General features: G+C 59.3%; 23 protein-coding genes. 14 read left to right on the top strand and 9 right to left on the bottom strand.

Annotated elements, in window-relative coordinates; all coding sequences use genetic code 11:
- The 3 genes from AC6EI9_RS06700 to trpC are packed head-to-tail and all read left to right on the top strand — an operon-like array spanning window position 1 to window position 3,227.
- Complete coding sequence (locus AC6EI9_RS06700) at window positions 1-876, top strand: TrmH family RNA methyltransferase (RefSeq protein WP_498469712.1); 876 nt, start codon at window positions 1-3, stop codon at window positions 874-876.
- Window positions 873-2,321, top strand: a complete 1,449-nt coding sequence (lpdA, locus tag AC6EI9_RS06695; protein WP_498469711.1) for a dihydrolipoyl dehydrogenase — start codon at window positions 873-875, stop codon at window positions 2,319-2,321. The genes AC6EI9_RS06700 and lpdA overlap by 4 nt, the downstream gene beginning before the upstream one ends.
- Before the next feature lie 21 nt (window positions 2,322-2,342).
- Window positions 2,343-3,227, top strand: a complete 885-nt coding sequence (gene trpC / locus AC6EI9_RS06690; RefSeq protein WP_498469710.1) for an indole-3-glycerol phosphate synthase TrpC — start codon at window positions 2,343-2,345, stop codon at window positions 3,225-3,227.
- A gap of 1 nt (window position 3,228) precedes the next feature.
- On the opposite strand, the gene sodX is transcribed toward trpC, so the two are convergent.
- From sodX to AC6EI9_RS06670, 4 genes are read right to left on the bottom strand one after another with little or no spacing between them, the layout of a single operon-like run.
- Window positions 3,229-3,606 (bottom strand): nickel-type superoxide dismutase maturation protease, encoded by a 378-nt coding sequence (gene sodX, locus AC6EI9_RS06685; protein WP_498469709.1) that lies wholly within the window; start codon window positions 3,604-3,606, stop codon window positions 3,229-3,231.
- Window positions 3,607-3,632: 26 nt separating this feature from the next.
- Entirely contained in the window at window positions 3,633-4,106 is a 474-nt protein-coding gene (sodN, locus tag AC6EI9_RS06680; protein ID WP_498469708.1) for a superoxide dismutase, Ni, read from the bottom strand.
- Window positions 4,107-4,149: 43 nt separating this feature from the next.
- Window positions 4,150-4,752: an FKBP-type peptidyl-prolyl cis-trans isomerase gene (locus AC6EI9_RS06675; protein ID WP_498469954.1), complete on the bottom strand. Its 603-nt coding sequence runs from the start codon at window positions 4,750-4,752 to the stop codon at window positions 4,150-4,152.
- 35 nt (window positions 4,753-4,787) lie between these two features.
- Window positions 4,788-5,117, bottom strand: coding sequence for a phasin family protein (locus AC6EI9_RS06670; protein WP_498469707.1), 330 nt, complete (start codon window positions 5,115-5,117; stop codon window positions 4,788-4,790).
- Window positions 5,118-5,171: 54 nt separating this feature from the next.
- Here AC6EI9_RS06670 and AC6EI9_RS06665 point away from each other — a divergent pair, with 54 nt between their 5' ends.
- Window positions 5,172-6,686, top strand: a complete 1,515-nt coding sequence (locus AC6EI9_RS06665) for an apolipoprotein N-acyltransferase (RefSeq protein WP_498469953.1) — start codon at window positions 5,172-5,174, stop codon at window positions 6,684-6,686.
- Here the strand turns inward: AC6EI9_RS06665 and mnmA are convergent.
- Window positions 6,610-7,779, bottom strand: a complete 1,170-nt coding sequence (gene mnmA / locus AC6EI9_RS06660) for a tRNA 2-thiouridine(34) synthase MnmA (RefSeq protein WP_498469706.1) — start codon at window positions 7,777-7,779, stop codon at window positions 6,610-6,612. The genes AC6EI9_RS06665 and mnmA overlap by 77 nt on opposite strands.
- A 40-nt stretch (window positions 7,780-7,819) precedes the next feature.
- Between mnmA and AC6EI9_RS06655 the strand changes: the two genes are divergently transcribed.
- From AC6EI9_RS06655 to AC6EI9_RS06645, 3 genes are all read left to right on the top strand, one after another.
- Window positions 7,820-9,391: an NAD(P)H-hydrate dehydratase gene (locus AC6EI9_RS06655; RefSeq protein WP_498469705.1), complete on the top strand. Its 1,572-nt coding sequence runs from the start codon at window positions 7,820-7,822 to the stop codon at window positions 9,389-9,391.
- Between the two features lie 153 nt (window positions 9,392-9,544).
- Complete coding sequence (locus AC6EI9_RS06650) at window positions 9,545-10,486, top strand: RpoD/SigA family RNA polymerase sigma factor (protein ID WP_498469704.1); 942 nt, start codon at window positions 9,545-9,547, stop codon at window positions 10,484-10,486.
- A gap of 30 nt (window positions 10,487-10,516) precedes the next feature.
- Entirely contained in the window at window positions 10,517-11,431 is a 915-nt protein-coding gene (locus AC6EI9_RS06645; protein WP_498469703.1) for a histone deacetylase family protein, read from the top strand.
- A gap of 11 nt (window positions 11,432-11,442) precedes the next feature.
- On the opposite strand, the gene pdhA is transcribed toward AC6EI9_RS06645, so the two are convergent.
- A complete protein-coding gene (gene pdhA / locus AC6EI9_RS06640) occupies window positions 11,443-12,546 on the bottom strand; it encodes a pyruvate dehydrogenase (acetyl-transferring) E1 component subunit alpha (RefSeq protein ID WP_498469702.1) in 1,104 nt (367 codons plus the stop codon).
- Between the two features lie 46 nt (window positions 12,547-12,592).
- Between pdhA and AC6EI9_RS06635 the strand changes: the two genes are divergently transcribed.
- The 6 genes from AC6EI9_RS06635 to AC6EI9_RS06610 all read left to right on the top strand — a co-directional run bounded on the left by AC6EI9_RS06635 (window position 12,593) and on the right by AC6EI9_RS06610 (window position 20,199).
- On the top strand, window positions 12,593-14,737 hold the full coding sequence (locus AC6EI9_RS06635; RefSeq protein WP_498469701.1) for an IMS domain-containing protein: 2,145 nt from the start codon (window positions 12,593-12,595) through the stop codon (window positions 14,735-14,737).
- Between the two features lie 87 nt (window positions 14,738-14,824).
- Window positions 14,825-16,285 (top strand): signal recognition particle protein, encoded by a 1,461-nt coding sequence (gene ffh, locus AC6EI9_RS06630; RefSeq protein WP_498469700.1) that lies wholly within the window; start codon window positions 14,825-14,827, stop codon window positions 16,283-16,285.
- 76 nt (window positions 16,286-16,361) lie between these two features.
- Window positions 16,362-16,769, top strand: coding sequence for a 30S ribosomal protein S16 (rpsP, locus tag AC6EI9_RS06625; RefSeq protein WP_498469699.1), 408 nt, complete (start codon window positions 16,362-16,364; stop codon window positions 16,767-16,769).
- Window positions 16,770-16,777: 8 nt separating this feature from the next.
- Window positions 16,778-17,809, top strand: a complete 1,032-nt coding sequence (locus AC6EI9_RS06620) for a PhoH family protein (protein ID WP_498469698.1) — start codon at window positions 16,778-16,780, stop codon at window positions 17,807-17,809.
- A gap of 52 nt (window positions 17,810-17,861) precedes the next feature.
- Window positions 17,862-18,632, top strand: a complete 771-nt coding sequence (locus AC6EI9_RS06615; protein ID WP_498469697.1) for a Bax inhibitor-1/YccA family protein — start codon at window positions 17,862-17,864, stop codon at window positions 18,630-18,632.
- A gap of 160 nt (window positions 18,633-18,792) precedes the next feature.
- Entirely contained in the window at window positions 18,793-20,199 is a 1,407-nt protein-coding gene (locus tag AC6EI9_RS06610) for a sugar porter family MFS transporter (RefSeq protein ID WP_498469696.1), read from the top strand.
- Window positions 20,200-20,433: 234 nt separating this feature from the next.
- On the opposite strand, the gene AC6EI9_RS06605 is transcribed toward AC6EI9_RS06610, so the two are convergent.
- Window positions 20,434-20,952, bottom strand: a complete 519-nt coding sequence (locus AC6EI9_RS06605) for a sll1618 family protein (protein ID WP_498469695.1) — start codon at window positions 20,950-20,952, stop codon at window positions 20,434-20,436.
- Window positions 20,953-21,017: 65 nt separating this feature from the next.
- On the opposite strand from AC6EI9_RS06605, the gene era reads away from it, so the two are divergent.
- Window positions 21,018-21,962 (top strand): GTPase Era, encoded by a 945-nt coding sequence (era, locus tag AC6EI9_RS06600; RefSeq protein ID WP_498469694.1) that lies wholly within the window; start codon window positions 21,018-21,020, stop codon window positions 21,960-21,962.
- 72 nt (window positions 21,963-22,034) lie between these two features.
- On the opposite strand, the gene AC6EI9_RS06595 is transcribed toward era, so the two are convergent.
- Both AC6EI9_RS06595 and AC6EI9_RS06590 read right to left on the bottom strand, forming a co-directional pair.
- Window positions 22,035-22,508, bottom strand: a complete 474-nt coding sequence (locus AC6EI9_RS06595; protein ID WP_498469952.1) for a Csp1 family four helix bundle copper storage protein — start codon at window positions 22,506-22,508, stop codon at window positions 22,035-22,037.
- Window positions 22,509-22,644: 136 nt separating this feature from the next.
- Complete coding sequence (locus AC6EI9_RS06590) at window positions 22,645-23,199, bottom strand: hypothetical protein (protein ID WP_498469693.1); 555 nt, start codon at window positions 23,197-23,199, stop codon at window positions 22,645-22,647.
- Between the last annotated feature and the right edge of the window lie 186 nt (window positions 23,200-23,385).

Here is a 23,385-nt window from a genome sequence, read left to right as displayed (position 1 = left end):
GTGAATCAGCATCCAGGATCCGGCGTCGATCTGATCACCAGTCGTCGCAATCCGCTTGTTCGGCGTCTTCGCTCTTTGGCGACGTCCTCAGGGCGTCAGCAGGACGGACACCTTCTGCTTGAAGGCACGCATCAACTGCAAGAGCTGCTGTCTTTGCCGCGTCGGCAGACCATGCCGATCAAAGTGATGGCGACTCCGGCCTGGTTGGACTCTCATGCGGATCTGATCGATCGCTTGGCGCCTGGCATCGATCTGCAGCCGATGGCCGATGAAGCCCTCAGAGCGGCCCTCTCCACGGTCAACCCCGATGGGGTGGCCTGTCTCTGGCCTGTGGACCAGCTGCCGAAGTCTGCTGAAGCTCCATCGTTTGTATTGGCCCTTGATCGTGTGCAGGATCCCGGCAACGTCGGGACTCTGCTGCGCACATCCCTGGCTGCCGATGTGGAGGAGGTCTGGCTCGCTGCAGGCGCTGACCCTCTGGCTCCGAAAGTCGTGCGCTCAGCGGTTGGAGCAGTGCTGCGGCTACCGCTCAGACGGTTGGGTCCCACGGATGCGCTTGGTGTCGAGCAGTTGTCTGACGAGCTCAGCGCAGCCCGTGATCGTGGTCTTCAGGTGGTGGCGGCGCTGGTGCCTGATTCAGGAGCTGGGATGCCGGTGGTTCCCTACTGGCAGCTGGACTGGTGCCGTCCCACCGTGTTGGTGCTCGGCAATGAGGCAGCAGGTCTTCATCCAGCGCTGCAGGCCTGCTGCAGCCATGGAGTCACGCTTCCTCACAGCGGTCAGGTTGAGTCTCTCAATGTCGCCTCAGCAGCTGTTCCTCTCCTTTTGGAACGCCGACGGGCGACAATGACGGCCTCCATGCAGCTGTCCGGGTGAGCGACGCCAGTTTCGACTTCGATGTGATCGTGATCGGTGCCGGTTATGGCGGTTTCGATGCGGCCAAACATGCCGCTGATCACGGTCTGAAGGTGGCGATCATCGAGTCTCGCGACATGGGCGGGACCTGCGTCAATCGCGGCTGTGTTCCGTCGAAAGCGCTGCTGGCAGCCTCCGGCCGGGTGCGAGAGCTGGCCGATGCCAAGCATCTCTCCAGCTTTGGCATCCATGCGGCACCCGTTCGCTTTGAGCGCCAAAAGATCGCTGATCACGCCAATGAACTGGTGGCCACGATCCGCAGCAACCTCACCAAGACGCTGGAGAGAGCTGGTGTCACGATCATCCGTGGTCAGGGACGCCTGGATGCTCCACAGAGAGTGGGAGTTCGTGAAATCAGCGGTGTCGACAGGGTTCTCTCGGCTCGTGATGTGATCCTCGCCACTGGCTCTGATCCCTTTGTTCCGCCTGGTATCGAGACGGATGGACGCAGTGTGTTCACCAGTGATGAGGCCGTGAATCTGGAATGGCTTCCACGCTGGATCGCGATTATCGGCAGTGGATACATCGGCCTGGAGTTCGCCGATGTTTACACCGCGCTCGGATGTGAGGTGACCATGATCGAGGCTCTGGATCGGGTGATGCCCACCTTCGATCCAGACATCGCCAAGCTGGCTGCGCGCAAGCTGATCGACGGTCGTGACATCGATGCCCGTTCTGGCGTGCTGGCCAAGTCGATCAAGCCCGGTTCCCCCGCCCTGATCGAACTGGTTGACATGCAGACCCGTGAACCCGTTGAGACCCTGGAGGTCGATGCGGTGCTGGTGGCCACGGGCCGGGTGCCCAGCAGCAAAGGGCTCAACCTTGAGGCCTTGGGTGTCGAAACCAACCGCGGATTTGTGCCCATCGACGACGGCATGCGAGTTCTGGCTGGCGGTCAGCCCGTTTCCCACCTCTGGGCTGTCGGAGATGTGACCGGCAAGCTGATGCTGGCCCACACCGCTGCTGCTCAGGGCACGGTGGCTGTCGACAACATCCTCGGTCACACCCGTGAGATCGACTACCGCAGTATCCCTGCAGCCACCTTCACGCACCCCGAAATCAGCTCAGTGGGGCTGAGCGAAGCCGATGCCAAGCAGCAGTCTGCTGATCAGGGGTTCGAACTCGGAGTGGTGCGCAGCTATTTCAAGGCCAATTCCAAGGCTCTGGCTGAACTGGAGAGTGATGGCCTGATGAAATTGCTCTTCAACAAGCTCACCGGTGAGGTGCTCGGTGCCCACATCTATGGACTTCATGCCGCTGACCTGATTCAGGAGGTCTCCAATGCGGTGGCCCGTCGTCAGAGTGTTCGTCAGCTGGCCACCGAAGTGCATACTCATCCGACCCTCAGCGAAGTGGTTGAAGTGGCCTACAAGCAGGCTGCCGCCTCTCTCACCGCCGCTGCCTGATCACCTCCCACGATTGCCGCCATGGAGTTTCGTCGCCGTCCACCCAATCCCAAGGTTCAGGTGGCTCATCTTGAATATGCCATCCCGCATGAGGAGAGCGAGCCCCGCAACATTCTCGAAAAGATCGTCTGGGAGAAGGACAAGGAAATTGAAGTCGCGCGTCAGCGCATGCCGCTGGCGCAGCTGAAAGCACGTGTTGCTGAACTACCCAAGGCAAGGGATTTTCTGGCTGCGTTGCGATCGGCACCTGTTCTGCCGGCTGTGATCGCTGAGGTCAAAAAGGCCAGTCCCAGTAAAGGTGTGATCCGAGAGGATTTCGACCCCGTTGCGATTGCGCGTTCCTATGTGGCCGGTGGTGCCAGTTGCCTGTCCGTGTTGACGGACAAGACTTTTTTTCAGGGTGGCTTTGATGTGCTGGTCGCCGTGCGCGAAGCCGTGGATGTGCCACTGCTCTGCAAAGACTTCATCCTCAGCCCGCATCAGCTTTATCAGGCACGTGCCGCCGGTGCTGATGCAGCACTGTTGATTGCCGGCATTCTTTCGGATCAGGATCTGTCTTATCTGCGCAAAGTGGCCGCTGCGATTGGACTCACGGTGCTGGTGGAAGTGCATGATCGCGATGAACTGCAACGGGTTCTGGCCCTCGGTGGCTTTCCTTTGATCGGAGTGAACAACAGGGATCTCACCAGTTTTGAGACCGATCTCGCCACCACTCAGCAGCTGGCCGACACGTTCGCCGCAGACTTGCAGGCTCAGGGCACACTGCTGGTGAGTGAGTCGGGTCTGTTCGCTCGAGCTGATCTCGATCGCGTTCAGGCTGCAGGTGCTGCAGCGGTGTTGGTGGGTGAAGCCTTGATGCGTCAGCAGGATGTTGAGCAGGGTCTCCGCACGTTGATTTCCGGTTGAGTCAGGTCCCGTCGCCGGGCCGACCTGTCGGTGGGATCACAGCAGTCACTTCACCGATCACTCGCTCCAAGGAAACCTTTCCAAACTGGCGGCTGTCTGTGCTTGCTGCTGGGTTGTCGCCTCTGAGCTCCAGCCAACCATCCTTCGACTGCCAGACGCGCTTTGTGATCACCAGATTGATGTCGCTTGGGTGATGGCACACCACAACTGTCCCAGGTGATGGTGATCGGCTGCCCTTGGGGAGCAGCTTCACCAGCAGCCGTTGCTTGGGTTGAAGAGCGGGGAGCATCGAGTCTCCCTCCACCTGGAACAGCCTGCGTCGTCCTAAAAAAAACAGCAGCAGGTCCTTGAGACCTGCTGCTGGAAGTGGAGTGTTCACAGTGGTTCACCCAGACGGTGATGCGCTCAGGATGCGGTCACCCAGGCGTCGTTGCGACCTTTGGACTGCCAGAACATGCCATGGATTTTTTCAACGGCTGCCATCAGCTCCTCTGCCTTGCCCTGATCGATGTTGACCTTGCAGGCGCTGCAAAGTTTGGCTGCTTTCCAGAACGTGTCGTGCAGGTCGGGGAATGTGGCCAGGTGATCGGGCTTGAAGTAATCCGTCCAGAGGATCATCAGCTCTTTCTTGGCCTTGGTTGCTTCCTCTTCCTTGATCGCCACGTAGCGCGAGAAAGTGTTGTTGTAGGTGGCGAGAGCTGCTGCATCGCCAGCTGCAGGGGCTTCGATGGCCTTGATCTTCTTGGTCATTGAGAGAACAGCTTCCGCTGCAACCCGTGCTGAAGCAGGGTCGTAGACCCCACAAGGACCATCGCAGTGGGCTTGTGCTGCTTCAGCAGGTAGTGCGCGAAAGATGGCTGAGAGTGCCGAGCGGAACATGTGGGTTGATGGTCAACTGCCGTCCGCTCAGCCTAACTGGCGCTCATGACTTGATGTCGAGCAGCTCGACATCAAAAATCAGCGTTGCGTTCGGCGGAATGACACCGCCGGCTCCGCGAGTGCCATAACCGAGCTCAGGTGGAATCACCAGCTTGCGCTTGCCGCCGACCTTCATGCCCTGGACACCTTCATCCCAACCTTTGATCACCTGGCCGCGTCCCAGGGGGAACGTGAAGGGCTTGCCGCGGTCATAGCTTGCATCGAACTGCTTTCCGTTTTCCAGCGTTCCGCGGTAGTGCACCACTACGGTCTGACCTGCCACGGCTTCAGGGCCGCTGCCGACCTCAATGTCGGTGATGCGCAGTCCGCTGGCGAGAATCTGAGCTTTTTCGGCGCTCATGGGGCCTCCGAGTGCCGAGGCATCGGCTTGGTTGGAGTCGGGGGCCATGGCGAAAAGGGTGGGATTGGTTTCATCGGGATCCAGTTCCATCGGACTGGATGCGGTGTTCAGACCAGCGGTCTGAACGATGGCAGGTTGCGCTGCCGGAGCTGCGGCGATCACGGTGGATGGAGCCACGATCTGACTCACGAGAGCCACGATCAGGCAGGCCACGCAGACGGCGGAACTAATCAGAATGTCGCGCACGAGAGGACCATTCGTTCTTGTCGATTCTGGCAGGCTCACTCCTGTCGATCGCGTTGGCGCAGTTGTTGCTCGAGTCGGTCGATCCGACCGCGCAGTTCATCCAGTTCCTTTTGGCTGGCGAGACCGAGATCCTGAAGCAAGTTGTCGCGGTTGCGTTCAAGGTTGCGCCCCATCTGCTGCTCCAGCTCGGGTGTTTCACCGCGCAGAGCCCTCAGCACGTCATCCACCAGTGCGGAGGCATGGGTTGCATCGAGGCGTCCACTGCTGACCCATTCCTGGGTCACGTAACGGAGACGGTCAGCCACCAGGGTGGTGGTTCCGAGACCACGGAGCAGCAGCTGCTGAAGAGGGTTGGCGGTCTCCATCGAGAATCGCAGTTCAGTCTGAATTCAGGATGACGGCATCCAATGGTGCTGACCATGGGCAATGACCGATCCCTGCGCTTGCTCAGGGGATTGAGCGGTGGCGTTCTGGCAGGACTCGGCCTGTGTTTTTCAGGCCCGTGGTGGATGGTTCCTGCCCTGGCATTGCTGTGGTCGGTCGTCCGATCTCCTCTGGCAGCGGCGCTCTGGGCCGCTGTGGCGATTGCCATCAGCCATCGCTGGTTGATTGCCCTGCATCCGTTGACATGGCTTGGAGTGCCGGCACCCCTGAGTCTTCCCCTTGCCTTGCTGGTCTGGTTGGCCTGCGTTGTGTCGGCAGCACTGCTTGTGGCGGGATGGAGTCTGCTGGCGCGCTGGCTGCCCGGTCGAGGCGGAGTGCTGCAGGCCTTGGTTCTGTCGCTGGTCTGGGGCCTGAGCGAGACGCTTCTCGCCAGGGGGCCGCTCTTTTGGATCGGAGTTGGCGGCAGCGTTCTTCCCGCTGATCGCTGGCTTGCAGGCCTGGCTGGTTGGTTCGGTGCCGGTGGGCTGGCCGCTGTTCAGCTGCTGCTCGGCTGGTGGTTCTGGCAGTTGTGGTGCGAGGTTCGCGTTGAAGGAGAGCAGCGCTGGCGGATTCTGCGCTGGGGTCTTCTTGGCCTGGTGGTTGCCCATGGTCTTGGAGCCGTGGCCATCACGGGAGTTGCTCCGGGAACAAAGGACGCTGAAGTGTTGCCCATGGCCCTCTGGCAAACAGCGATCCCCACCCGTGAGAAGTTCAGCGTTAATCGACAGACAGAGCTGCCTCGGCGATTGCGTGAGGCCATGGACAGCGCCGAACGAGACGGGTCCCAACTGCTGCTTGCTCCCGAAGGCACGCTGCCTGTGAAGTTTGCGCTTGAACAGGGCGGTGGGATCCCCCTGATCAGTGGTGGCTTCCGTTTCGTGGCGGGCCAGCAGCGCAGCTCGCTCCTGCTGATGCCATCGCCGACAACAGGGCCTTCCAGCAGCGTCGACAAGCATCGGCTGGTGCCGCTGGGGGAATGGACTCCCTCCTTGCCTGGTCTTGCTGGCTTGTCGGCAGTTGGAGGCCTGCAGTCCGGTGAGCCTTCGAGGCTCTGGCGCTGGGGCGGTCCACCCGCGGCGGTGGCCATCTGTTACGAGATCAGCAATGGAACCGCCCTGGCCGAGGCGGTGGCGAATGGCGCGCAATGGATCCTGGCAGCAGCCAATCTCGATCCTTATCCGCTGCTCCTGCAGCGGCAGTTCCTGGCACTGGCACAACTGCGCAGCCTGGAGACCGCCAGGCCACTCGTCTCGGTTGCCAACACAGGCCCCACGGCTCTGATTGCCGATAGTGGACTGGTTGAGGCAGAACTGCCCGCCATGGTCGCGGGGCTGCTGCCGGTTCGGCTGGAACCACTGCAGGGCATGACGCCCTATGCGGTCTGGCGTGAGTGGCCGCTCTGGCTGATTCTCTTGGTCGCGGTCGCTGTTCTGCTTAAGACGAGGTCTGGATCAGGCCCCCTCCCAGCACGGACTCGCCTTCGTAGAACACCGCCGCCTGGCCAGGGGTGATCGAGAACTGAGGCTCGTCGAATCGGAGTCGACAGCGATGGGGACGTTGTCCAGCGATGTCGGCATCTGTGGCTTCGATGCAGGTGAGATCGGCCATCACCGGGCCACTGCGGTAACGAACCTGCACCTCCACTCTGCGGCTGAAGCCTGGAGCCGGCGGTGCGATCGAGACCCAGTTGATCGCACCCACCTCACAGCAAGCGCGGCCTGCCTCGGCCCGGGGTGCCACCACCACACGATTCATCGCCGCATCCAGGCGCACGACATGCAGAGGTTCCTTCCACGCCACACCCAGACCCTTGCGCTGGCCAATCGTGAAGTGCTCGATGCCATCGTGATTGCCCACAATCGTGCCGTCTTGCAGCACAATTTCCCCCTGTCGCGGTGGCAGATAGGCGTCGAGGAACGCACGCATCGAGCCGTGATGATCCGCAAGGCAGAGGTCCTGACTCTCCGGCTTCTCAGCAGTCCGCAGTCCATGGCGGCCCGCTTCCAGCCGGGTGTCGGGTTTGGTGAGTTCGCCCAGTGGGAACACCACACGGGAGAGCACATCCTGATTGAGGTCGTAGAGGAAGTAGCTCTGATCCTTGCGGGTGTCCAGACCCCTTAAAAGTTTCCAGCGTCCTGTGGATTCATCCAGGCGTATGCGCGCGTAATGGCCTGTGGCAACCCGTTCGAGTCCGCGTTCCTGCCTTGCCCAGTCGAGCATCGGGCCGAATTTGACCGACCGGTTGCAGCGCGAACAGGGCAGCGGCGTGATTCCAGCCTGATAGCCCTCGATCAAACCTTCCACGATTTCGCGCGCGAAGTTGTCGCGCGAATCGACGATGTGATGGGGAACGCCCAGTTGCTCGCAGATTCCTGCCGCATCCACCAGTCCTTCGGCGCAACAGGCGCCTTTGCCGCTCATCAGCCAGAGCGTGAGCCCTTCAACCTCCCAGCCTGCCTCCACCATCAAGGCAGCGGTGAGAGAGCTGTCGACTCCCCCGGACAGACCCACCGCCACGCGGTGCTCACCAGGCCAGGTCTGCAGGCGCTCCAGGGCCTGGGCACCGGCTGAGGTGGCGGCAATGCTGGGCGTCGTTGCCGACATGGGTGGGCGGGCATGAACGGGATTCCCTTTCCATAGTGAGGTGCCATGGGCCCCGGCAGTGATCTGGCCACCCGCTGATGCCGACCATCTTTTGGTCTCCGCTGATCAGATGCTCACGCTGGAGCGGGAGTGGTTGGCCAGCGGCCTGCCGGTTGCGGCTCTGATGGAAACGGTGGGCGAGCGCATGGCCGACTGGTTTCTGGCGCGTCGGCAACGACTGGATTCCGGCGTGCTGGTGCTGGTGGGACCAGGCCACAACGGTGGGGATGGGTTGGTGGTGGGTCGCAAGTTGCTGGAGGCAAATGTGGATGTGCGGGTTTGGGCGCCCTTGCCTCTGCGTCAGCCCCTCACTCAGGAGCATTGGCGCCATTTGCTCTGGCTTGGCGCTGCTCCCCTGCAGTCGTCTCCTGATCCTGCTGAACAGGGGCTGTGGATTGAGGCGCTCTTTGGTCTCGGTCAGAAACGTCCATTGCCTGGCGATCTGGCTGATCTGCTCCAGCGCAGACAGTGTGAGTCGCCTGGACGTTTGGTGAGTCTGGATCTTCCCGCTGGCCTGAACTCCGATACCGGCTGCCCCTTGCGAGGTGGCGCCGCGATCGCGGCGGACACTCTCTGCGTGGGATTGATCAAGCGTGGGCTCATTCAGGACGCTGCTTTGGAGCATGTGGGACGCCTGCACCGCATTGATCCGGCTGTGCCTGTGTCACTCACTCAGTCGCATGCATCAGCGGCCAAGCTGCGCCTGCGGGCCGATGACCTTGCTGGACTTCCGCGTCCTCCGGAGTTGCCGGCGACGATGAAATATCAGCGAGGGCGTTTGCTGGTCATTGCTGGCAGTGAGCGTTATCGAGGTGCAGCCCATCTGGCGCTGCGTGGGGCCCTGGCCTCTGGTGCCGGCAGTGTTGAGGCGTGTGTTCCGGAGTGCGTTGCAGAGCATCTCTGGCAGCAGGCTCCTGAGGTGGTTCTGAGGGCAGGGCTCTCGTCGGATCATCAGGGATCGCTGGAGTGGGGAGAGGCCATAGCGCGGCGTGATCTGGCTCGCCTGGATGCTGTGTTGCTCGGGCCTGGTCTGGGCATGGTGCAGGGATGTTGGCAGCAATGGGCGGAGCCCCTGCTGGAGTTCAGCGGCCTGCTGGTGATGGATGCCGATGGTCTCAATCAACTGGCCGCTGCTGATGGCGGTTGGCGCTGGTTGTTGAAACGCTCCGGACCGACCTGGATCACTCCCCACGGCAGTGAATTTGAGCGCCTGTTCCCCGATTGTCTGCAGGACTCTCCTCTGGAGAAAGCCGCAGCAGCGGCGGATTGTTCAGGGGCCGTGGTGTTGTTGAAGGGTGCCCACAGCGTGATTGCTTCTTCTGGCGGCGAGGTAAGGCAGCTGACAGACACTGATCCTCAGGTGGCCCGCACCGGACTGGGTGATCTTCTGGCTGGCCATGCCACTGGCTGGGGGGCCCGCTGTCTGGCAGCCAAGGGAAACCTCACTCTCGAAGACCTTGCCGCATCTGCCTTGTTGCACGCTGTTGCAGCTCAGCAATGCGAACAAGGCAGTGGCGCATTCGCAATTTCAGATCAATTAGCGAGTCTCACGCGTTTCACGTTGCGATCTTGACTTAATTTGCAATTGAGTTTGATATTTCTACATTTTTTACACGATTCACCGGGTTTTGTGTCGTTTTCCACGCACGAATCTGAAGGGTTGCTGAAAACACAGCGCTGATTCTGAAATTCATAGGAAAGTCACTCATCGAAAATAATCTTCCCCATGGTCTCAGCGGCAGCAGGGGTTTCAGAAACCCAAAAGCGACGAAGTAGTGATCCGATCAGTTGGTACCTCGCCACGATCGGCAGGATTCCTCTGCTCACTCCAGCGGAGGAGATTGAGTTGGGAAATCAGGTGCAACAACTGATGCAACTCACAGAGGATGGATCGATTCCATCTGACAGTGAAACGTTTTCAGGCAAGCAGAAGCGAATGATTCGCGTTGGCCTGCGTGCCAAACAGCGCATGATGAAAGCGAATCTGCGCTTGGTTGTCAGTGTTGCCAAGAAATATCAGGGAAAAGGTCTTGAACTCCTCGATCTGATTCAGGAGGGTTCCCTCGGACTGGAGCGAGCTGTTGAGAAGTTTGATCCAACCCGTGGTTATAAGTTTTCGACCTACGCCTTCTGGTGGATTCGCCAGAGCATGACGCGCGCCATTGCCTGTCAATCGCGCACCATCCGCTTACCGGTGCATCTGAGTGAGCGCCTCACCACGATTCGCAAGGTGAGCCTGGATCTTGCTCACAAGCTTGGTGCGATGCCCAGTCGTCTCGAAATCGCCGAGGCGATGGACATGCCTGTGCAAGAGCTGGATTCGCTGCTGAGGCAGGCCCTCACCACCAGCAGCCTGGATGCACCTGTCAACGGAGAGGAAGGTCGCAGCTTCCTTGGCGATCTGATCGCTGACGCATCACTGGGCGAGCCGCTCGACAAGGTGGAGCAGCGGATTCATCACGAACAGCTCGGACGTTGGATGAGCCATCTCAGTGACCAGGAACAGCACGTTCTCACCCTGCGTTTCGGTTTGAACGGCCATGAGCGACACACACTGGCCGAAATCGGACGTCTGCTTGAGGTCTCGCGTGAGCGTGTCCGTCAGGTGGAACTCAAGGCCTTGCGCAAACTGCGTAACTTGACCCGCCGCGTTGCCCCCAGCTTCTGATCGTTCAGTGGTTAGTGGCCCTTTGAATCGTTGAAACCACCACTCGTTTATCACGAGGTTTACAGCGCTCCGCTGCCCAGTAGTCATCGGTTTCCGATGGCGAAGTTTCGTCATCTCGACAGTTGTCTCAGGGAGACAGGGCTGGCCAGTGATGTTCAGATGCATCGCCCACTTCCAGTTTCCCGTCGTTTGCTGGAACTGGTTCATGACCGCGATTATCACGAAGCGTTTGCCCGAGACCGGCTGGATCGTCAGGCACAGCGGCGCATCGGACTCCCTGTCACCACTCCTTTGGTGCAGCGTACGTTTCTTGCCGTTGGCGGTTCGTTGCTGACAGCCCAGCTGGCTTTGAAGCATGGTCTGGCCTGCCACCTCGCGGGTGGAACGCATCATGCCTTTCCTGGTTACGGCAGTGGGTTCTGCATCTTCAATGATCTGGCGATCTGTGCTCGAGCGTTGCTGGAGCAGGAGGGCCTCTCTCAGATCATGGTGGTGGATCTAGACGTGCACCAGGGCGACGCCACTGCGCTGATCTTTCAACACGAGCCAAGGGTTTTCACCTTTTCAGCGCATGCTGCATCCAATTTCCCTGCCCGTAAGCAGACCAGTGATCTCGACCTACCGATCAGCGATGGTGTGGAGGATCAGGAGTACCTCAGCTTGATTGGCGACCATCTGCCCGATCTGCTGGACCGGGTGAATCCGCAGATCGTGCTTTACAACGCCGGTGTTGATCCCCATCGCGACGATCGACTGGGACGACTGGCCTTGACGGATGTCGGCCTGCTGCAAAGGGATCATCTGGTGCTGGATGCCTGTCTGCGACGCAAGATTCCTGTGGCCACAGTGATCGGCGGTGGTTATGACGCCATGACGCCCTTGGTCAAGCGGCACGCACTGGTCTTCAGGGCAGCAGCTGATCAGGCCCGTTTGCATGGGCTTTGATCAGCCTGATCTCAGTCTTCAGCCCAGATGTAACGAGTCAGCTCAGATCCATCAGGCTCGGGTGCGCTGAGGGCGAAGTCGACACAGTCCTGCACGATGGCATCGATCTCCTTTTCGATCGCCCGCAGATCCTCGCTGCTGGTCAGGCCTGAGCCGACAAGGTCGCGTTCAAGCGCTTTGAGTGGATCGCGTTTGGCCCAGAACTGTTTTTCCTCTTCGGCTCGCAGCTCATCAGGGTCAGCCAGTGAATGGCCGCGGAAGCGGTAGGTCAGGCACTCCAACACCGTTGGCCCTTCTCCAGCCCGGGCCCGTTCAACGGCCCTCTGGGCTGCGGCTCGAACGGCCAGAACGTCCATTCCATCGACCTCTTCCCCGGCCATGCCGAAAGCACCGGCCTTACGCCAGATCTCTGGATCGCTGGTGGCACGGTCGTGGGCCATGCCGATGGCCCATTTGTTGTTTTCGACCACAAAGATGATCGGCAGCTTCCAGAGCTGCGCCATGTTCAGGCATTCGAAGAACTGCCCGTTGTTACAGGTGCCATCTCCGAAGAAGGCTGCTGTCACGGAATTGCTGCTGGGGTCACCGAGGGCATCCCGCTTGTAGCGGCTTGTGAATGCCGCACCGAGGGCCACTGGAATGCCTTCGCCGATGAAGGCAAAACCGCCCAGCAGGTGGTGTTCTCTGGAGAACAGGTGCATCGAGCCACCGCGCCCCTTGCTGCAACCGGTTTCCTTCCCGAACAGTTCGCTCATCACCTCACGGGCTGGAACGCCAGCACTCAGGGCATGAACGTGATCGCGATAGGTGCTGCAGAACCAGTCGTGTTGTCGCTTCATGGCACCGATCACACCGGTGCTCACAGCTTCCTGACCGTTGTAGAGGTGCACGAAGCCAAACATCTTGCCGCGGTAGTACATCTCCGCGCACTTGTCTTCAAAGCGACGGCCGAGGGTCATGTCGCGAAACAGAGCCAGGCCGGTTTCCTTGTCAACGGTGGCTCTCTGGGCTGTCACCAGGGTCGAGAGACGTTCCGCATGGGCCCCAAGCAGGGACTGTCCGTCGGCGGAAGAGGCGCTTCGTGACTCTGTGCCGATTGCGATGTCCTGACCCATGGCACCACCTGTTTGACCACCGACTTTAAGGGTCCATGGCGGATCGATGGGCAAAACCCCAGACACTGCCTACAGTCTGCAGCCAATAGCTGCAACGCTGGTGGACCTGCCCATCGACCATTTCCGTCTGCTGGGGGTTAGTCCGACGGCGGAACCTGAGGCCGTGTTACGCACACTTCAGTTGCGCCTGGATCGCTGTCCCGATCAAGGTTTCACCCATGAGTCGCTCAATCAAAGAGCTGAGCTGCTCCGCTTGTCAGCAGACCTGCTCACTGACCCTGAACGGCGCGGCCAGTACGAAGCCATGTTGCTGGAGCTCGGTCAGGATCATCCGGGCGACACGGCAGGTCTGGAACTGTCTTCCCATTTAGAGGTGGCCGGACTGATGCTTCTGTGGGAAGCGCACGCTCCCCATGAGGCATTTCAGTTAGCCCGCCAAGCCTTGCAGCCACCTCAAGCTCCTGCCCTAGGCAGTGGCCGAGAGTCAGATCTGGCCTTGCTGGCGGCTCTGGCAGCACGCGACGCTGCCGATCAGGACCAGGAGCAGCGCCGCTACGAGTCAGCGGCCAACCTGCTGCAGGAGGGGATGCAACTGCTTCAGCGGATGGGCAAGCTTCCCGACCAGAGGCAGGTGCTGGAAACCGATCTCTCCAGGCTTCGTCCATTCCGAATCCTGGATCTGCTCAGTCGTGATCTGGCTGAGCAATCGGCGCGTCATGAAGGATTGACGATGCTGGAAAGCTTTATCAGCGATCGAGGTGGACTTGAAGGCAGTGCCCTTGAGGGGCTGGAGAGGGCTGATCTGCCTGCCGGCATGGATCAGGGAGCCTTTGAATTGTTTTTTCAGCAGATTCGCCGCTTCCTGACCGTGCAGGAACAGGTGGATCTGTATGGACGCCTGCAGGAAGCAGGCTCAGCGGATGCGTCCTTCCTGGTGGTGATGGCCCTTGCTGCGGCCGGCTTTTCCCAGCGCAAGCCTGAACGGGTTCAGGACGCTCGCACCCGTCTGGAGGAACTGGATCTTGATGGCCTTGACACCCAGCCGCTCCTGGGATGTCTCGATCTGCTGCTTGGTGATGTGGATCGGGCCGAGCGGCATTTTGCTAGCAGTCCTGATCCGGCCCTCAAGACCTGGTTGTCAGCGCATCCCGGAGATGCCTTGGCTGCGCTCTGCGACTACTGCCGCACCTGGCTCGGACGCGATGTGCTGCCGGGGTATCGGGATGTGGATGCCGAAGCCATTGATTTGGAGGCCTGGTTTGCTGATCGGGATGTGCAGGCTTACGTCGAGCGGTTGGAGCGTCAGTCGCAGCCCAGGGACTGGTCGTTCCAGGACTTGTCTCCTCTGAAGGTGGATCCGGATGGGACTCTGCCGCTGCCTTTGCTGGATCCCGACGCTCCAGTCGATGCCCCAGAAGACAGCGACGATGCGCCTCGAGGCGGCTTTGCCTGGCCGGCATTGCCTCGCCCAACGCTTCCGTCCATGCCGCAGCTGCAATGGCCTGAGTTGCAATGGCCGGAGCTGCCACAGCCCAGTCGTTCGACCTGGATCGGATCCGGGGTGTTCCTGGCTGTGGTGCTGGTGATCGGGGTTTTCAGCGTGGTTGGTCTTCGCCGTGACGCTGAGCAGCCCCAGTTGGCGGGTGACAGATCAATTGATGCACCTGTGGATCAGCTGGCATCAGAGGCGGAACAGCAGGGCTCTGATGAAGACCCCACTGAGAATGCAATGCCTGCACCCACGGAGGCGTCCGTGCTGGAGCCTGCCTCTTCTGTCGAGTCTGAAGCTGATCCCGTGCTTCGTTCCGAGCGTCCCTCCGATGCCCAGCTGGAGGCCCTGCTTCAGGCCTGGCTGGATCGCAAAGCGTCCGTCTTGCGCGGTGATGGCTCAGCGGATGAACGTCTTCAACCCATTGCCAGATCCAGGCTGATCAACCAGGTGCGCCAGCAGAGATCTGCTGATCAGTCAGCTGGACTGACTCAGCAGGTTGAGGCCTCCATCGACTTCATGAGGGTCATCAGCCGCACTCCCCAGCGCATCGAGCTGCGTGCTGATGTGGACTACAGCGATCAAACGCTGAACGCAGCTGGAACGGTGGTGAACAGCACCGCGCCGAGATCGCTCAAGGTGACCTACATCCTGGGCCGAGATGAGGATGGCTGGCGCCTGCAGGCCTATGCACCGGTCTGATCGAGCGATCAGCGTTGCGGACGAGGAGATTGCCCCGCCAGTCCCTGCCACTTTTACGATCAGGGAACTGAAACCGATGTCCGGCCGATGTTCGATGAGCTCTCAGCCCGCTTTGAAGATGCAGTCAAAGGGCTGAGAGGCCAGGATCAGATCAGTGAAACCAATGTGGAGGGCGCGCTCAAGGATGTGCGCCGCGCTCTGCTTGAGGCGGATGTGAGTCTGCCGGTTGTCAAAGATTTCGTCGCGGAGGTGCGGGACAAGGCCGTGGGTGCCGAGGTGGTGCGCGGGGTCTCTCCCGACCAGAAGTTCATTCAGGTGGTGCACGACCAGCTGGTGGAGGTGATGGGCGGTGACAACGCCCCTCTGGCCAAGGCTGAGCAGGCTCCCACGGTGGTGCTGATGGCCGGCCTGCAGGGGGCTGGTAAGACCACGGCAACAGCGAAGCTTGGACTCCACCTCAAGGATCAGGGCCGACGTGCGCTGATGGTGGGTGCTGATGTGTACCGACCTGCCGCCATTGAGCAGCTGAAGACGCTGGGTGCACAGATCGGTGTCGAGGTGTTCAGTCTCGGTGCTGACGCCAAACCGGAAGACATTGCAGCGGCAGGTCTGGCCAAGGCCAGGCAGGAGGGTTTCGACACGCTTCTGGTCGATACCGCCGGTCGCCTGCAGATCGACACCGACATGATGGAGGAGATGGTTCGGATCCGAACCGCTGTGCAGCCGGATGAGGTGCTGCTGGTGGTGGATTCGATGATCGGTCAGGAAGCGGCCGATCTCACCCGGGCCTTTCACGACCAGGTGGGAATCACCGGAGCCGTTCTCACCAAGCTTGATGGCGATTCCCGTGGTGGTGCCGCTCTGTCGATCCGCAAGGTGAGCGGCCAACCGATCAAGTTCATCGGCACGGGAGAGAAGGTGGAGGCTTTGCAGCCGTTTCACCCCGAGCGGATGGCGAGCCGCATCCTCGGCATGGGCGATGTGCTCACCCTTGTGGAGAAGGCTCAGAAAGAGGTGGAGCTCGCCGATGTCGAGCAGATGCAGAAGAAGCTGCAGGAAGCCACCTTCGACTTCTCGGATTTTGTGAAGCAAATGCGCCTGATCAAGCGCATGGGATCGCTGGGGGGATTGATGAAAATGATCCCGGGCATGAACAAGATCGATGACGGCATGCTCAAGCAGGGGGAGCAGCAGCTCAAGAAGATCGAAGCGATGATCGGCTCGATGACGCAGCAGGAAAGAGAGAACCCCGACCTGCTTGCCAGCGAGCCCTCCCGTCGTCGGCGCATTGCACGTGGCAGTGGCCACCAGCCCCCCGATGTCGACAAGGTGCTGGCTGATTTTCAGAAGATGCGCGGTTTCATGCAGCAGATGTCCCAGGGTCAGATGCCAGGCATGCCTGGAATGGGTGGCATGCCTGGCATGGGCGGAATGCCGGGGATGGGTGGAATGCCGGGAATGCCAGGTGGGATGCCGGCCGGTCGTGGCGGTGGTCCCCCGCGGCGGCAGCGACCTGTCAAGAAGAAAAAGGGCTTCGGAGACCTCTGACCGGCGGCAGGTTAAGTTGGTTGTTTGGCGCTCCTTTCAGCTGCGCCGAACTGTCCCCACCTAAGCCAGCGCCACGATGATCAAGCTCCGCCTGAAGCGGTTCGGTAAGAAGCGGGAAGCAAGCTTCCGCCTCGTGGCCTGCAACAGCACTTCGCGCCGTGATGGTCGTCCTCTTCAGGAGCTGGGGTATTACAACCCCCGCACCAAAGAGACCCGTCTCGATGCTGAAGCACTGCGTGAGCGTCTGAGCCAGGGCGCTCAGCCCACCGATGTTGTGCGCACCCTGCTTGAGAAGGGTGGTCTGATTGAGAAGAAAGTTCGTCCTGCAGAAGTGGTCGGTAAGGCCAAGCAGGCTCTCAAGCGTGAAGCTGATGCCAAGCAGGCGTCCAAGGATGCTGCCGAAGCCAAGGCGGCAGCTGAAGCTGAAGCCAAAGCTGCCGCTGAGGAATCTGCCGGCGATGCTGATGCCAGTGCTGAAGGCTGATTGACAGGATGTCCGAAGCAACCTCACCTGGTCGCTTCGTCTTTGATCTGCCGCACACGGAGGCCGCACTTGCGCTTGCAGGTGGACCTTCTTCTCAAACGCTGCATCAACTTGAGGCTCTAACGGGGACCACTCTGGTTCTGCGTGGTCTGCAACTCGAGATCAATGGCCGGCCCAGTCAGCTTGAGCGCACAACCGCTGTCATTGAGCTGCTGCGCAAGTTCTGGGAGGAGGGTGAATCCATTTCGCCTGTTGATCTTCAGGCGGCGCTTCAGGCGTTAGACACCGGCCGAAACCATGAGCATGAAGCCATGGGCCAGCAGGTACTGGCGCGCAATCAGCGCGGCAGTCTGCTGCGCCCGCGCACCCTGCGTCAGAAGGCGTATGTGGAGTCGATGGAGCGTCACGATCTCACTTTTGCGCTCGGTCCTGCCGGCACAGGCAAAACGTTTCTGGCCACCGTTCTGGCCGTCCGCATGCTCACCGAGCGCAAGGTGGAGCGCCTGGTGCTGACCAGGCCTGCTGTTGAGGCGGGAGAACGACTGGGGTTTTTGCCTGGTGATCTTCAGCAGAAAGTGGATCCCTATCTGCGGCCGCTCTATGACGCCCTGCACATGTTGCTGGGGCAGGAGAAAACAGCAGCACTCCTGGAGAAGGGGGTGATTGAGGTGGCACCACTCGCTTATATGCGGGGCCGAACCCTGGCGGAATCCTTCGTGATCCTTGATGAGGCTCAGAACACCACGCCGGCACAGATGCGCATGGTGCTGACCCGTCTGGGAGAGCGTTCCCGCATGGTGGTCACTGGAGATATCACCCAGGTGGATCTGCCACCAGGCCAGCTCAGCGGTTTGGTGGAAGCGTCGGAGGTACTGGATGGGGTTGAAGGTGTGGCTGTCTGCCGTTTGACATCGGCTGATGTGGTCCGTCATCCATTGGTGCAGCGGGTGGTTGATGCCTATGCACGGCGCGATAAGAGCCATCCCCGTCGCGATGCAAAACCGATGCGGCGTTCGATGGGGAGATCCGCACCGGGCTGAAAGCCACAACCTTGTTGTTGCTGGCAAGATGTAGCAAGTGATCTGGGGCAACATGCCAGCCAGCAGCAACTTTCAAAACGCCATCCGCGAGGCGCAATCCAGCGCTCTGGTAGGCCCCAATGTGGTGAACAAGGCACTCCCTTATGTGGGCGGTGGCATGGTTCTGACCGCTGCTGGGGTGCTTGGAGGAATCTCCACTTATGCCTCGATAGGCGGGCAGGCTTTTCAGACCCTGTCTTTGATTGCGATCATTCCTTGGTTCATTCTTTTCTTCGTTGCTCAGAATGCGGCACAGAAAGCTAATAATTCCACTGCTCTACCTTTACTAGCTACTTTCAGTCTCGTAACAGGTTTCACTCTTACGGGAGTTGTTCTACAAGCTGTTGCAGTTGTTGGCGCAGCTAATCCTGATAATCCACTTGCTGGTGTTTCAGCGGTTGGTAGTGCTGCATTAGCCACTGGTATCACCTTCGTGATTGCCTCAGTGGTCGGCCGTCGCATGAGCGACAGCGTTGGTCAGGCTCTGTCCGGGGTGGTTGGCCTCGGTTTGATCGGTCTCATCATCGCGATGGTGGTTCAGCTCGTCGGCGGTCTTTTCACGGGTGGTGGATTTGGAGGCTCTGGATTTGAGCTGATTATCTCTGGTTTCGGGACTGTTCTTTTTGTAGGCATGTCATTCGTTGACTTTTACACCATGCCTCGCACCTATCGGGATGATCAGTATTTGGCCGGTGCGCTGGGGATGTATCTCACGTATATCAACCTATTCGTTTTTATTTTACGGCTTGTGATTGCACTTCAGGGCGGCGGCCGCCGTGACTGACTGCTTTCACTGAATTCTGGAAGGATGGGATTCTTTGGGGACCAACCCCGGCAGTCGCCGGGGTTTTTTGATGGGCGTGATCAGGTCTCAGGGTGTGACATTGATCGGACAATTGCAGAATCTCTCGCTGAATTGAGATCACTGCTGCTGTCCTTCAGGCATGCAACAACATCGCACTGCAGACGACCAACATCGGGTCTTCACAATCCTGAGTCTTGCGATCACCGCCGCATTGGGTGGTTTTCTGTTCGGCTATGACACCGCGGTGATCAATGGTGCGGTGACCGCCATTGAGGCCACGTTTCAGACATCTCCCTCTTTGCTGGGACTGACGGTGTCTTCGGCCCTGCTGGGGTCTGCAGCTGGAGCCTTGGGGGCCGGATGGCTGGCTGACCGTTTCGGACGTCGACCCAGCATGGTGCTCGCAGCCGTGCTGTTCATCCTCAGTGCCGTCGGTTCGGCTCTGGCGCCACGGCTGGTGGACCTGGTGGTCTGGCGAGTGGTTGGTGGAGTTGCCGTGGGCTTCGCCAGTGTGCTCGCTCCGGCCTACATCGCTGAGGTCTCTCCAGCGGCGATGCGCGGACGCACTGGATCTCTCCAGCAGCTGGCAATTGTGCTCGGCATCTTCATCTCGCTGCTGTTCAACTATCTGATCGTGTTGGTCACAGCAGACCAGGAGCCCACATCGCTTGTGGGCCCGATGGCGGCCTGGCGTTGGATGTTGATGGCGGAGGTGGTTCCGGCTCTGTTGTACGGCTTTTTGGTGTTGAGGATTCCTGAAAGCCCACGCTATTTGGTGCAGATCGGCGATCTGGATCAGGCCAGAGCAGTGATTCGCCGCACGATCGGTGAACCCACCCAAGCGGTGGTTGATCGCATTCAGGCCAGCCAAATCAAGGGTGGCGGCGGCTCGATCACGGATCTGTTCAGCCGTCGATCCGGACTGCTGCCGATTGTGTGGACCGGCGTTCTGTTAGCGGTCTTCCAGCAGTTGGTGGGCATCAATGTGATCTTCTACTACTCCAGTGAGCTTTGGCAGTCGGTTGGCTTCAGCACGACCGACAGCCTCAGCGTCACCGTGATCACCGCTGTGACCAATGTGGTGACAACGTTCCTGGCGATCGCCACGATTGATCGCCTCGGTCGACGGCCGCTGCTGCTGCTGGGGTCGGTGGTGATCACGCTCAGCTTGGGGTTGATGAGCTGGACGTTCTCGGGAGCCCCTCTCGTGGATGGAATGCCTCAGCTCACGGGAGTTCCAGCGCTGGTCGCGCTGATTTCAGCCAATGTATTTGTGTTTGCCTTTGGATTCTCCTGGGGACCTGTGATGTGGGTCCTGCTGGGTGAGATGTTCAACAACCGCATCAGAGCCATTGCACTGGGGTTGTCGGCCACGGTGAACTGGCTGACCAACTTCCTGATCTCCATGACGTTCCCGATGCTGTTGAAGTCTTCGGGTCCAGCGCTCGCCTACGGGCTTTATGCCACAGCTGGAGCCATCTCGTTCTTCTTCGTGCTGTTTCTGGTGAAGGAAACCCGTGGCAAGGAGCTGGAGGAGATGGCCTGAACCGACAGCGTCCAGCCTGCGCGATCTCCAATAAAAAACCCCGGATCAAGTCCGAGGCACCGACATCGGTTGATCCCCATCACCCGGCCGATGGCGTTAACGGTAATCAGGATGCGACGAAAGTTGTCTCAACTTCAGATTGCCCTAATAGTGTTGCAAGCAGATGCTTCATGGTTCGTCACACCAGATCTGGTGCGGGCTGCAGTCCAGCGGGCTGTGTGAGTTGGTCTGGGATCACTCGGCAACGGCTTGTACGGCATCGCCGATGGCCCGCCTTTGATGATCGTCGTACCCCCAGCGTTCCAGAAAGGCCAGATCATCGCCTCGACTGTGGTTTGCGGCTTCCAGCAGAACCTCCAGTCGGTCTTTGACGCGTTGGGAATCCAGCTGGCGCAGCAGTTCGGAGCAGCGTTGATTCACGCGCTCTGACCCGGCGGCTTGCTCGTCATCGTTGTTGTTGCGGTGATGCACGGCCATGGCTGCGCTCATGGCCAGATTGCGGGCCGTGAGATCCACCACGCCGTCGCCCGCTTCGCGCAGCTTGATCAGCAGGGCGTCTGGAAGTCTGTCCATCAGGGCGCTGTCGCCAGCAAGACTCACCACGAAGAAGCCCCTGGCACCGTCACGGCTGGCCACGAGTGCTCCGACCCGGTCGGCCATCACTTCATCGCTGATTTCGTCCTGGTCCCATTGCTTCATCCAGCCGGCGGCGATCTCCATGGCTTCCTGGAAGCTCGGTTCTCGCTGGGTCATGAACAGCAACTGATTGGCATCCCAAGCCTATGGGCAGGGTGCAGCCTTCAGGCGATGCTGAAGGGATGGATGCAGCTTCAACCTCGTTGTCTGACGGCTACCGCTCGGGCTTCGTCGCCCTGATCGGACGCCCCAATGTGGGCAAGTCAACGCTGGTGAATCAGCTGGTGGGCGACAAGGTGGCGATCACCTCTCCGGTGGCCCAGACCACACGCAATCGCCTCAGAGCGATTCTCACCACGCCGGATGCTCAGCTGATCCTTGTCGATACTCCAGGGATTCACAAGCCGCATCACCTGCTGGGGGAGCGTCTGGTTCAGAGCGCGCGCGCTGCGATCGGGGAGGTGGATCAGGTGTTGCTGCTGCTCGAGGGCTGCGAACCGCCCGGCCGTGGTGACGCTTTCATCGTCAACCTTCTGCGTCAGCAGCGCCTGCCGGTGCAGGTGGTGCTCAATAAATGGGACATGGTCCCGGTCGATCGCAAGCCCGAGGCTGATGCGGCCTATCGCGAACTGCTGGGGGAGAGCGAGTGGCCTGTGCACCATTGCTCAGCCTTGAACGGTGCCGGCTGTCCGGAGCTTGTGGGTGCTGTGAGTGCTCTGATGCCCGAAGGACCTCAGCTGTATCCACCCGAGATGGTGAGTGATCAGCCCGAAAAGCTGCTGATGGCTGAGTTGATCCGCGAGCAGGTGCTGATGCATACCCGCGAAGAAGTCCCCCACAGCGTGGCGGTGAGCATCGATCGGGTGGAAGACATGCCGGCGAGGGGAAAAGGGAAAGCTCGCACCGCCGTTTTGGCCACCGTGCTGGTGGAGCGCAAGAGCCAGAAGGGCATCCTGATCGGCAAAGGCGGCGCCATGCTCAAGACCATCGGTCAAGGTGCTCGCCTGCAGATGCAGAACCTGATCGACGGTCCCGTCTATCTGGAGCTGTTTGTGAAGGTGGTGCCGGATTGGCGCAGTAAGCCAGCCCGCCTTAGTGAGCTTGGGTACAGCGGTGATGGGTTCTGATGTTGGCTCATTTAGCGAGAACACCCGCAGAACTTATTCTCTGTGTCAATTCAGTGGGCTGTTATTAATGGGCTAAGTAATTGCTTTGCAGCTTTGAATGCACTCCATGCATGATGAATAGCAGTCTTGGCATTCTGAGTGGTGGTCAACATGTGGCTTGCAAGCGGCGGCACATATGGAGCAACTTTTGATGGAGAGCCTCGCAATTTCTATGGTTAACGATGATTCTTGGGCTGAAAGGCTCAGTAAGGCCTCGCAGACCGGAAGCATTTGCCTTGTTGTCACAGCGCATTCAAGCATTGTTTTCTCTCCCGCCGCTAAAAGAGCCATCATTTTTGTGAGACAGATCTCCGCAGAGGCCACGCAATCTTTAGCGGTTTTGATGCAGTTGGCGTAGGGGTTTTGCGCTGACGCGATGCTGGAAGAAGCTATTGCCGGAGTGCTTATTTGGCTTGAAGCTGTTCCTCTTTTGATTTGTTGAGTGAGTGCGCTTGCTGCAGTCGGTACAACCGCTCCTGCTGCGGTAAGACCGAGTGCACTGACCATTTCTCTACGATTCATTGTTGATAAAATTTCGTGGTTGGTTTGAAGTAAGATCTTGAATATGTTGTCTCAAAGTCGAACAAATGCCTAATCTTGGTCTTTCTTAATCCTTCAATAGCTGGTTGGAGATAGGGCTGGTCTATGGGCGAAGCTCTAGAAGTTGCAATGAGTTTTTGGAGCCAATGTTTTTTGCGAGATGCCCGTAGTCTTGGTAAGAAGAATATTCTGAAATCATGCCCTTGTCGTCGTAAGAAACCTTGAATATGCTCGTTAAATCCAGTGTGTTGTTTGAGGCCGAAGTGCCCCTGAAGTCGCCAGTATTGAGAATATTTTGATCGTAGACAATGAGAACTGATCCGTCTTCAAGGTTGGTCGCCACAACAGGTTCCACTGCATTTCGGCGGAATCCGTTGTTCCACTGCGCAATTCGTTCGATCAACTGAGGTTGATTGAATTGCTGCCCAGATGTTGAGACATAGATCAAATCAGGTGAGGCATAAGTCTCTACTGCCTTGGCCGGATCTTTGAATGCCAACTCACGATAAGCGGAGAAACGCTTTACCCGTTGGTCTTGAAGGGAGAGGCATTGGCCGTTGCTGCTTGAGGAAAAAGCCTTGCGTGGATTGGATGCAACAGCGCTAATTCCTAGGGAGCCAGCAAGAAGCATGAAGGCACGACGTCCAAAGAAACTCATTGACTCAGTTCAGAAAACACTTGAAGCTTCATATTGGCTTGGGCCTCGTAGTCAGAGTCTTCGCGCAATTTTTCTTGACTTTTTAAGGCCTCTGTTCACGGCGTCATCCATGGGGTGAAACTGAAAAATTTGATACTTAGCGAGCATCTTCTGTCCTGGTCCTGTTGTCGATCCAGCGTTGGAGGG

The organism is Synechococcus sp. MIT2312, from assembly GCF_059772315.1.
Note: the sequence above shows the minus strand (reverse complement) of the source record. Positions and strands in the feature narration are given on the sequence as shown.

Excerpts from the sequence above, each read along its gene's own strand:
- trpC (WP_498469710.1), top strand. The coding sequence starts at position 2,343 with ATGGAGTTTCGTCGCCGTCCACCCAATCCCAAGGTTCAGGTGGCTCAT.
- sodN (WP_498469708.1), bottom strand. The coding sequence starts at position 4,106 with ATGTTCCGCTCGGCACTCTCAGCCATCTTTCGCGCACTACCTGCTGAA.
- AC6EI9_RS06670 (WP_498469707.1), bottom strand. The coding sequence starts at position 5,117 with ATGGAGACCGCCAACCCTCTTCAGCAGCTGCTGCTCCGTGGTCTCGGA.
- AC6EI9_RS06665 (WP_498469953.1), top strand. The coding sequence starts at position 5,172 with ATGGGCAATGACCGATCCCTGCGCTTGCTCAGGGGATTGAGCGGTGGC.
- mnmA (WP_498469706.1), bottom strand. The coding sequence starts at position 7,779 with ATGTCGGCAACGACGCCCAGCATTGCCGCCACCTCAGCCGGTGCCCAG.
- AC6EI9_RS06650 (WP_498469704.1), top strand. The coding sequence starts at position 9,545 with ATGGTCTCAGCGGCAGCAGGGGTTTCAGAAACCCAAAAGCGACGAAGT.
- pdhA (WP_498469702.1), bottom strand. The coding sequence starts at position 12,546 with ATGGGTCAGGACATCGCAATCGGCACAGAGTCACGAAGCGCCTCTTCC.
- AC6EI9_RS06635 (WP_498469701.1), top strand. The coding sequence starts at position 12,593 with ATGGGCAAAACCCCAGACACTGCCTACAGTCTGCAGCCAATAGCTGCA.
- ffh (WP_498469700.1), top strand. The coding sequence starts at position 14,825 with ATGTTCGATGAGCTCTCAGCCCGCTTTGAAGATGCAGTCAAAGGGCTG.
- rpsP (WP_498469699.1), top strand. The coding sequence starts at position 16,362 with ATGATCAAGCTCCGCCTGAAGCGGTTCGGTAAGAAGCGGGAAGCAAGC.
- AC6EI9_RS06620 (WP_498469698.1), top strand. The coding sequence starts at position 16,778 with ATGTCCGAAGCAACCTCACCTGGTCGCTTCGTCTTTGATCTGCCGCAC.
- AC6EI9_RS06615 (WP_498469697.1), top strand. The coding sequence starts at position 17,862 with ATGCCAGCCAGCAGCAACTTTCAAAACGCCATCCGCGAGGCGCAATCC.
- AC6EI9_RS06610 (WP_498469696.1), top strand. The coding sequence starts at position 18,793 with ATGCAACAACATCGCACTGCAGACGACCAACATCGGGTCTTCACAATC.
- AC6EI9_RS06605 (WP_498469695.1), bottom strand. The coding sequence starts at position 20,952 with ATGACCCAGCGAGAACCGAGCTTCCAGGAAGCCATGGAGATCGCCGCC.
- era (WP_498469694.1), top strand. The coding sequence starts at position 21,018 with ATGGATGCAGCTTCAACCTCGTTGTCTGACGGCTACCGCTCGGGCTTC.
- AC6EI9_RS06595 (WP_498469952.1), bottom strand. The coding sequence starts at position 22,508 with ATGGTCAGTGCACTCGGTCTTACCGCAGCAGGAGCGGTTGTACCGACT.
- AC6EI9_RS06590 (WP_498469693.1), bottom strand. The coding sequence starts at position 23,199 with ATGAGTTTCTTTGGACGTCGTGCCTTCATGCTTCTTGCTGGCTCCCTA.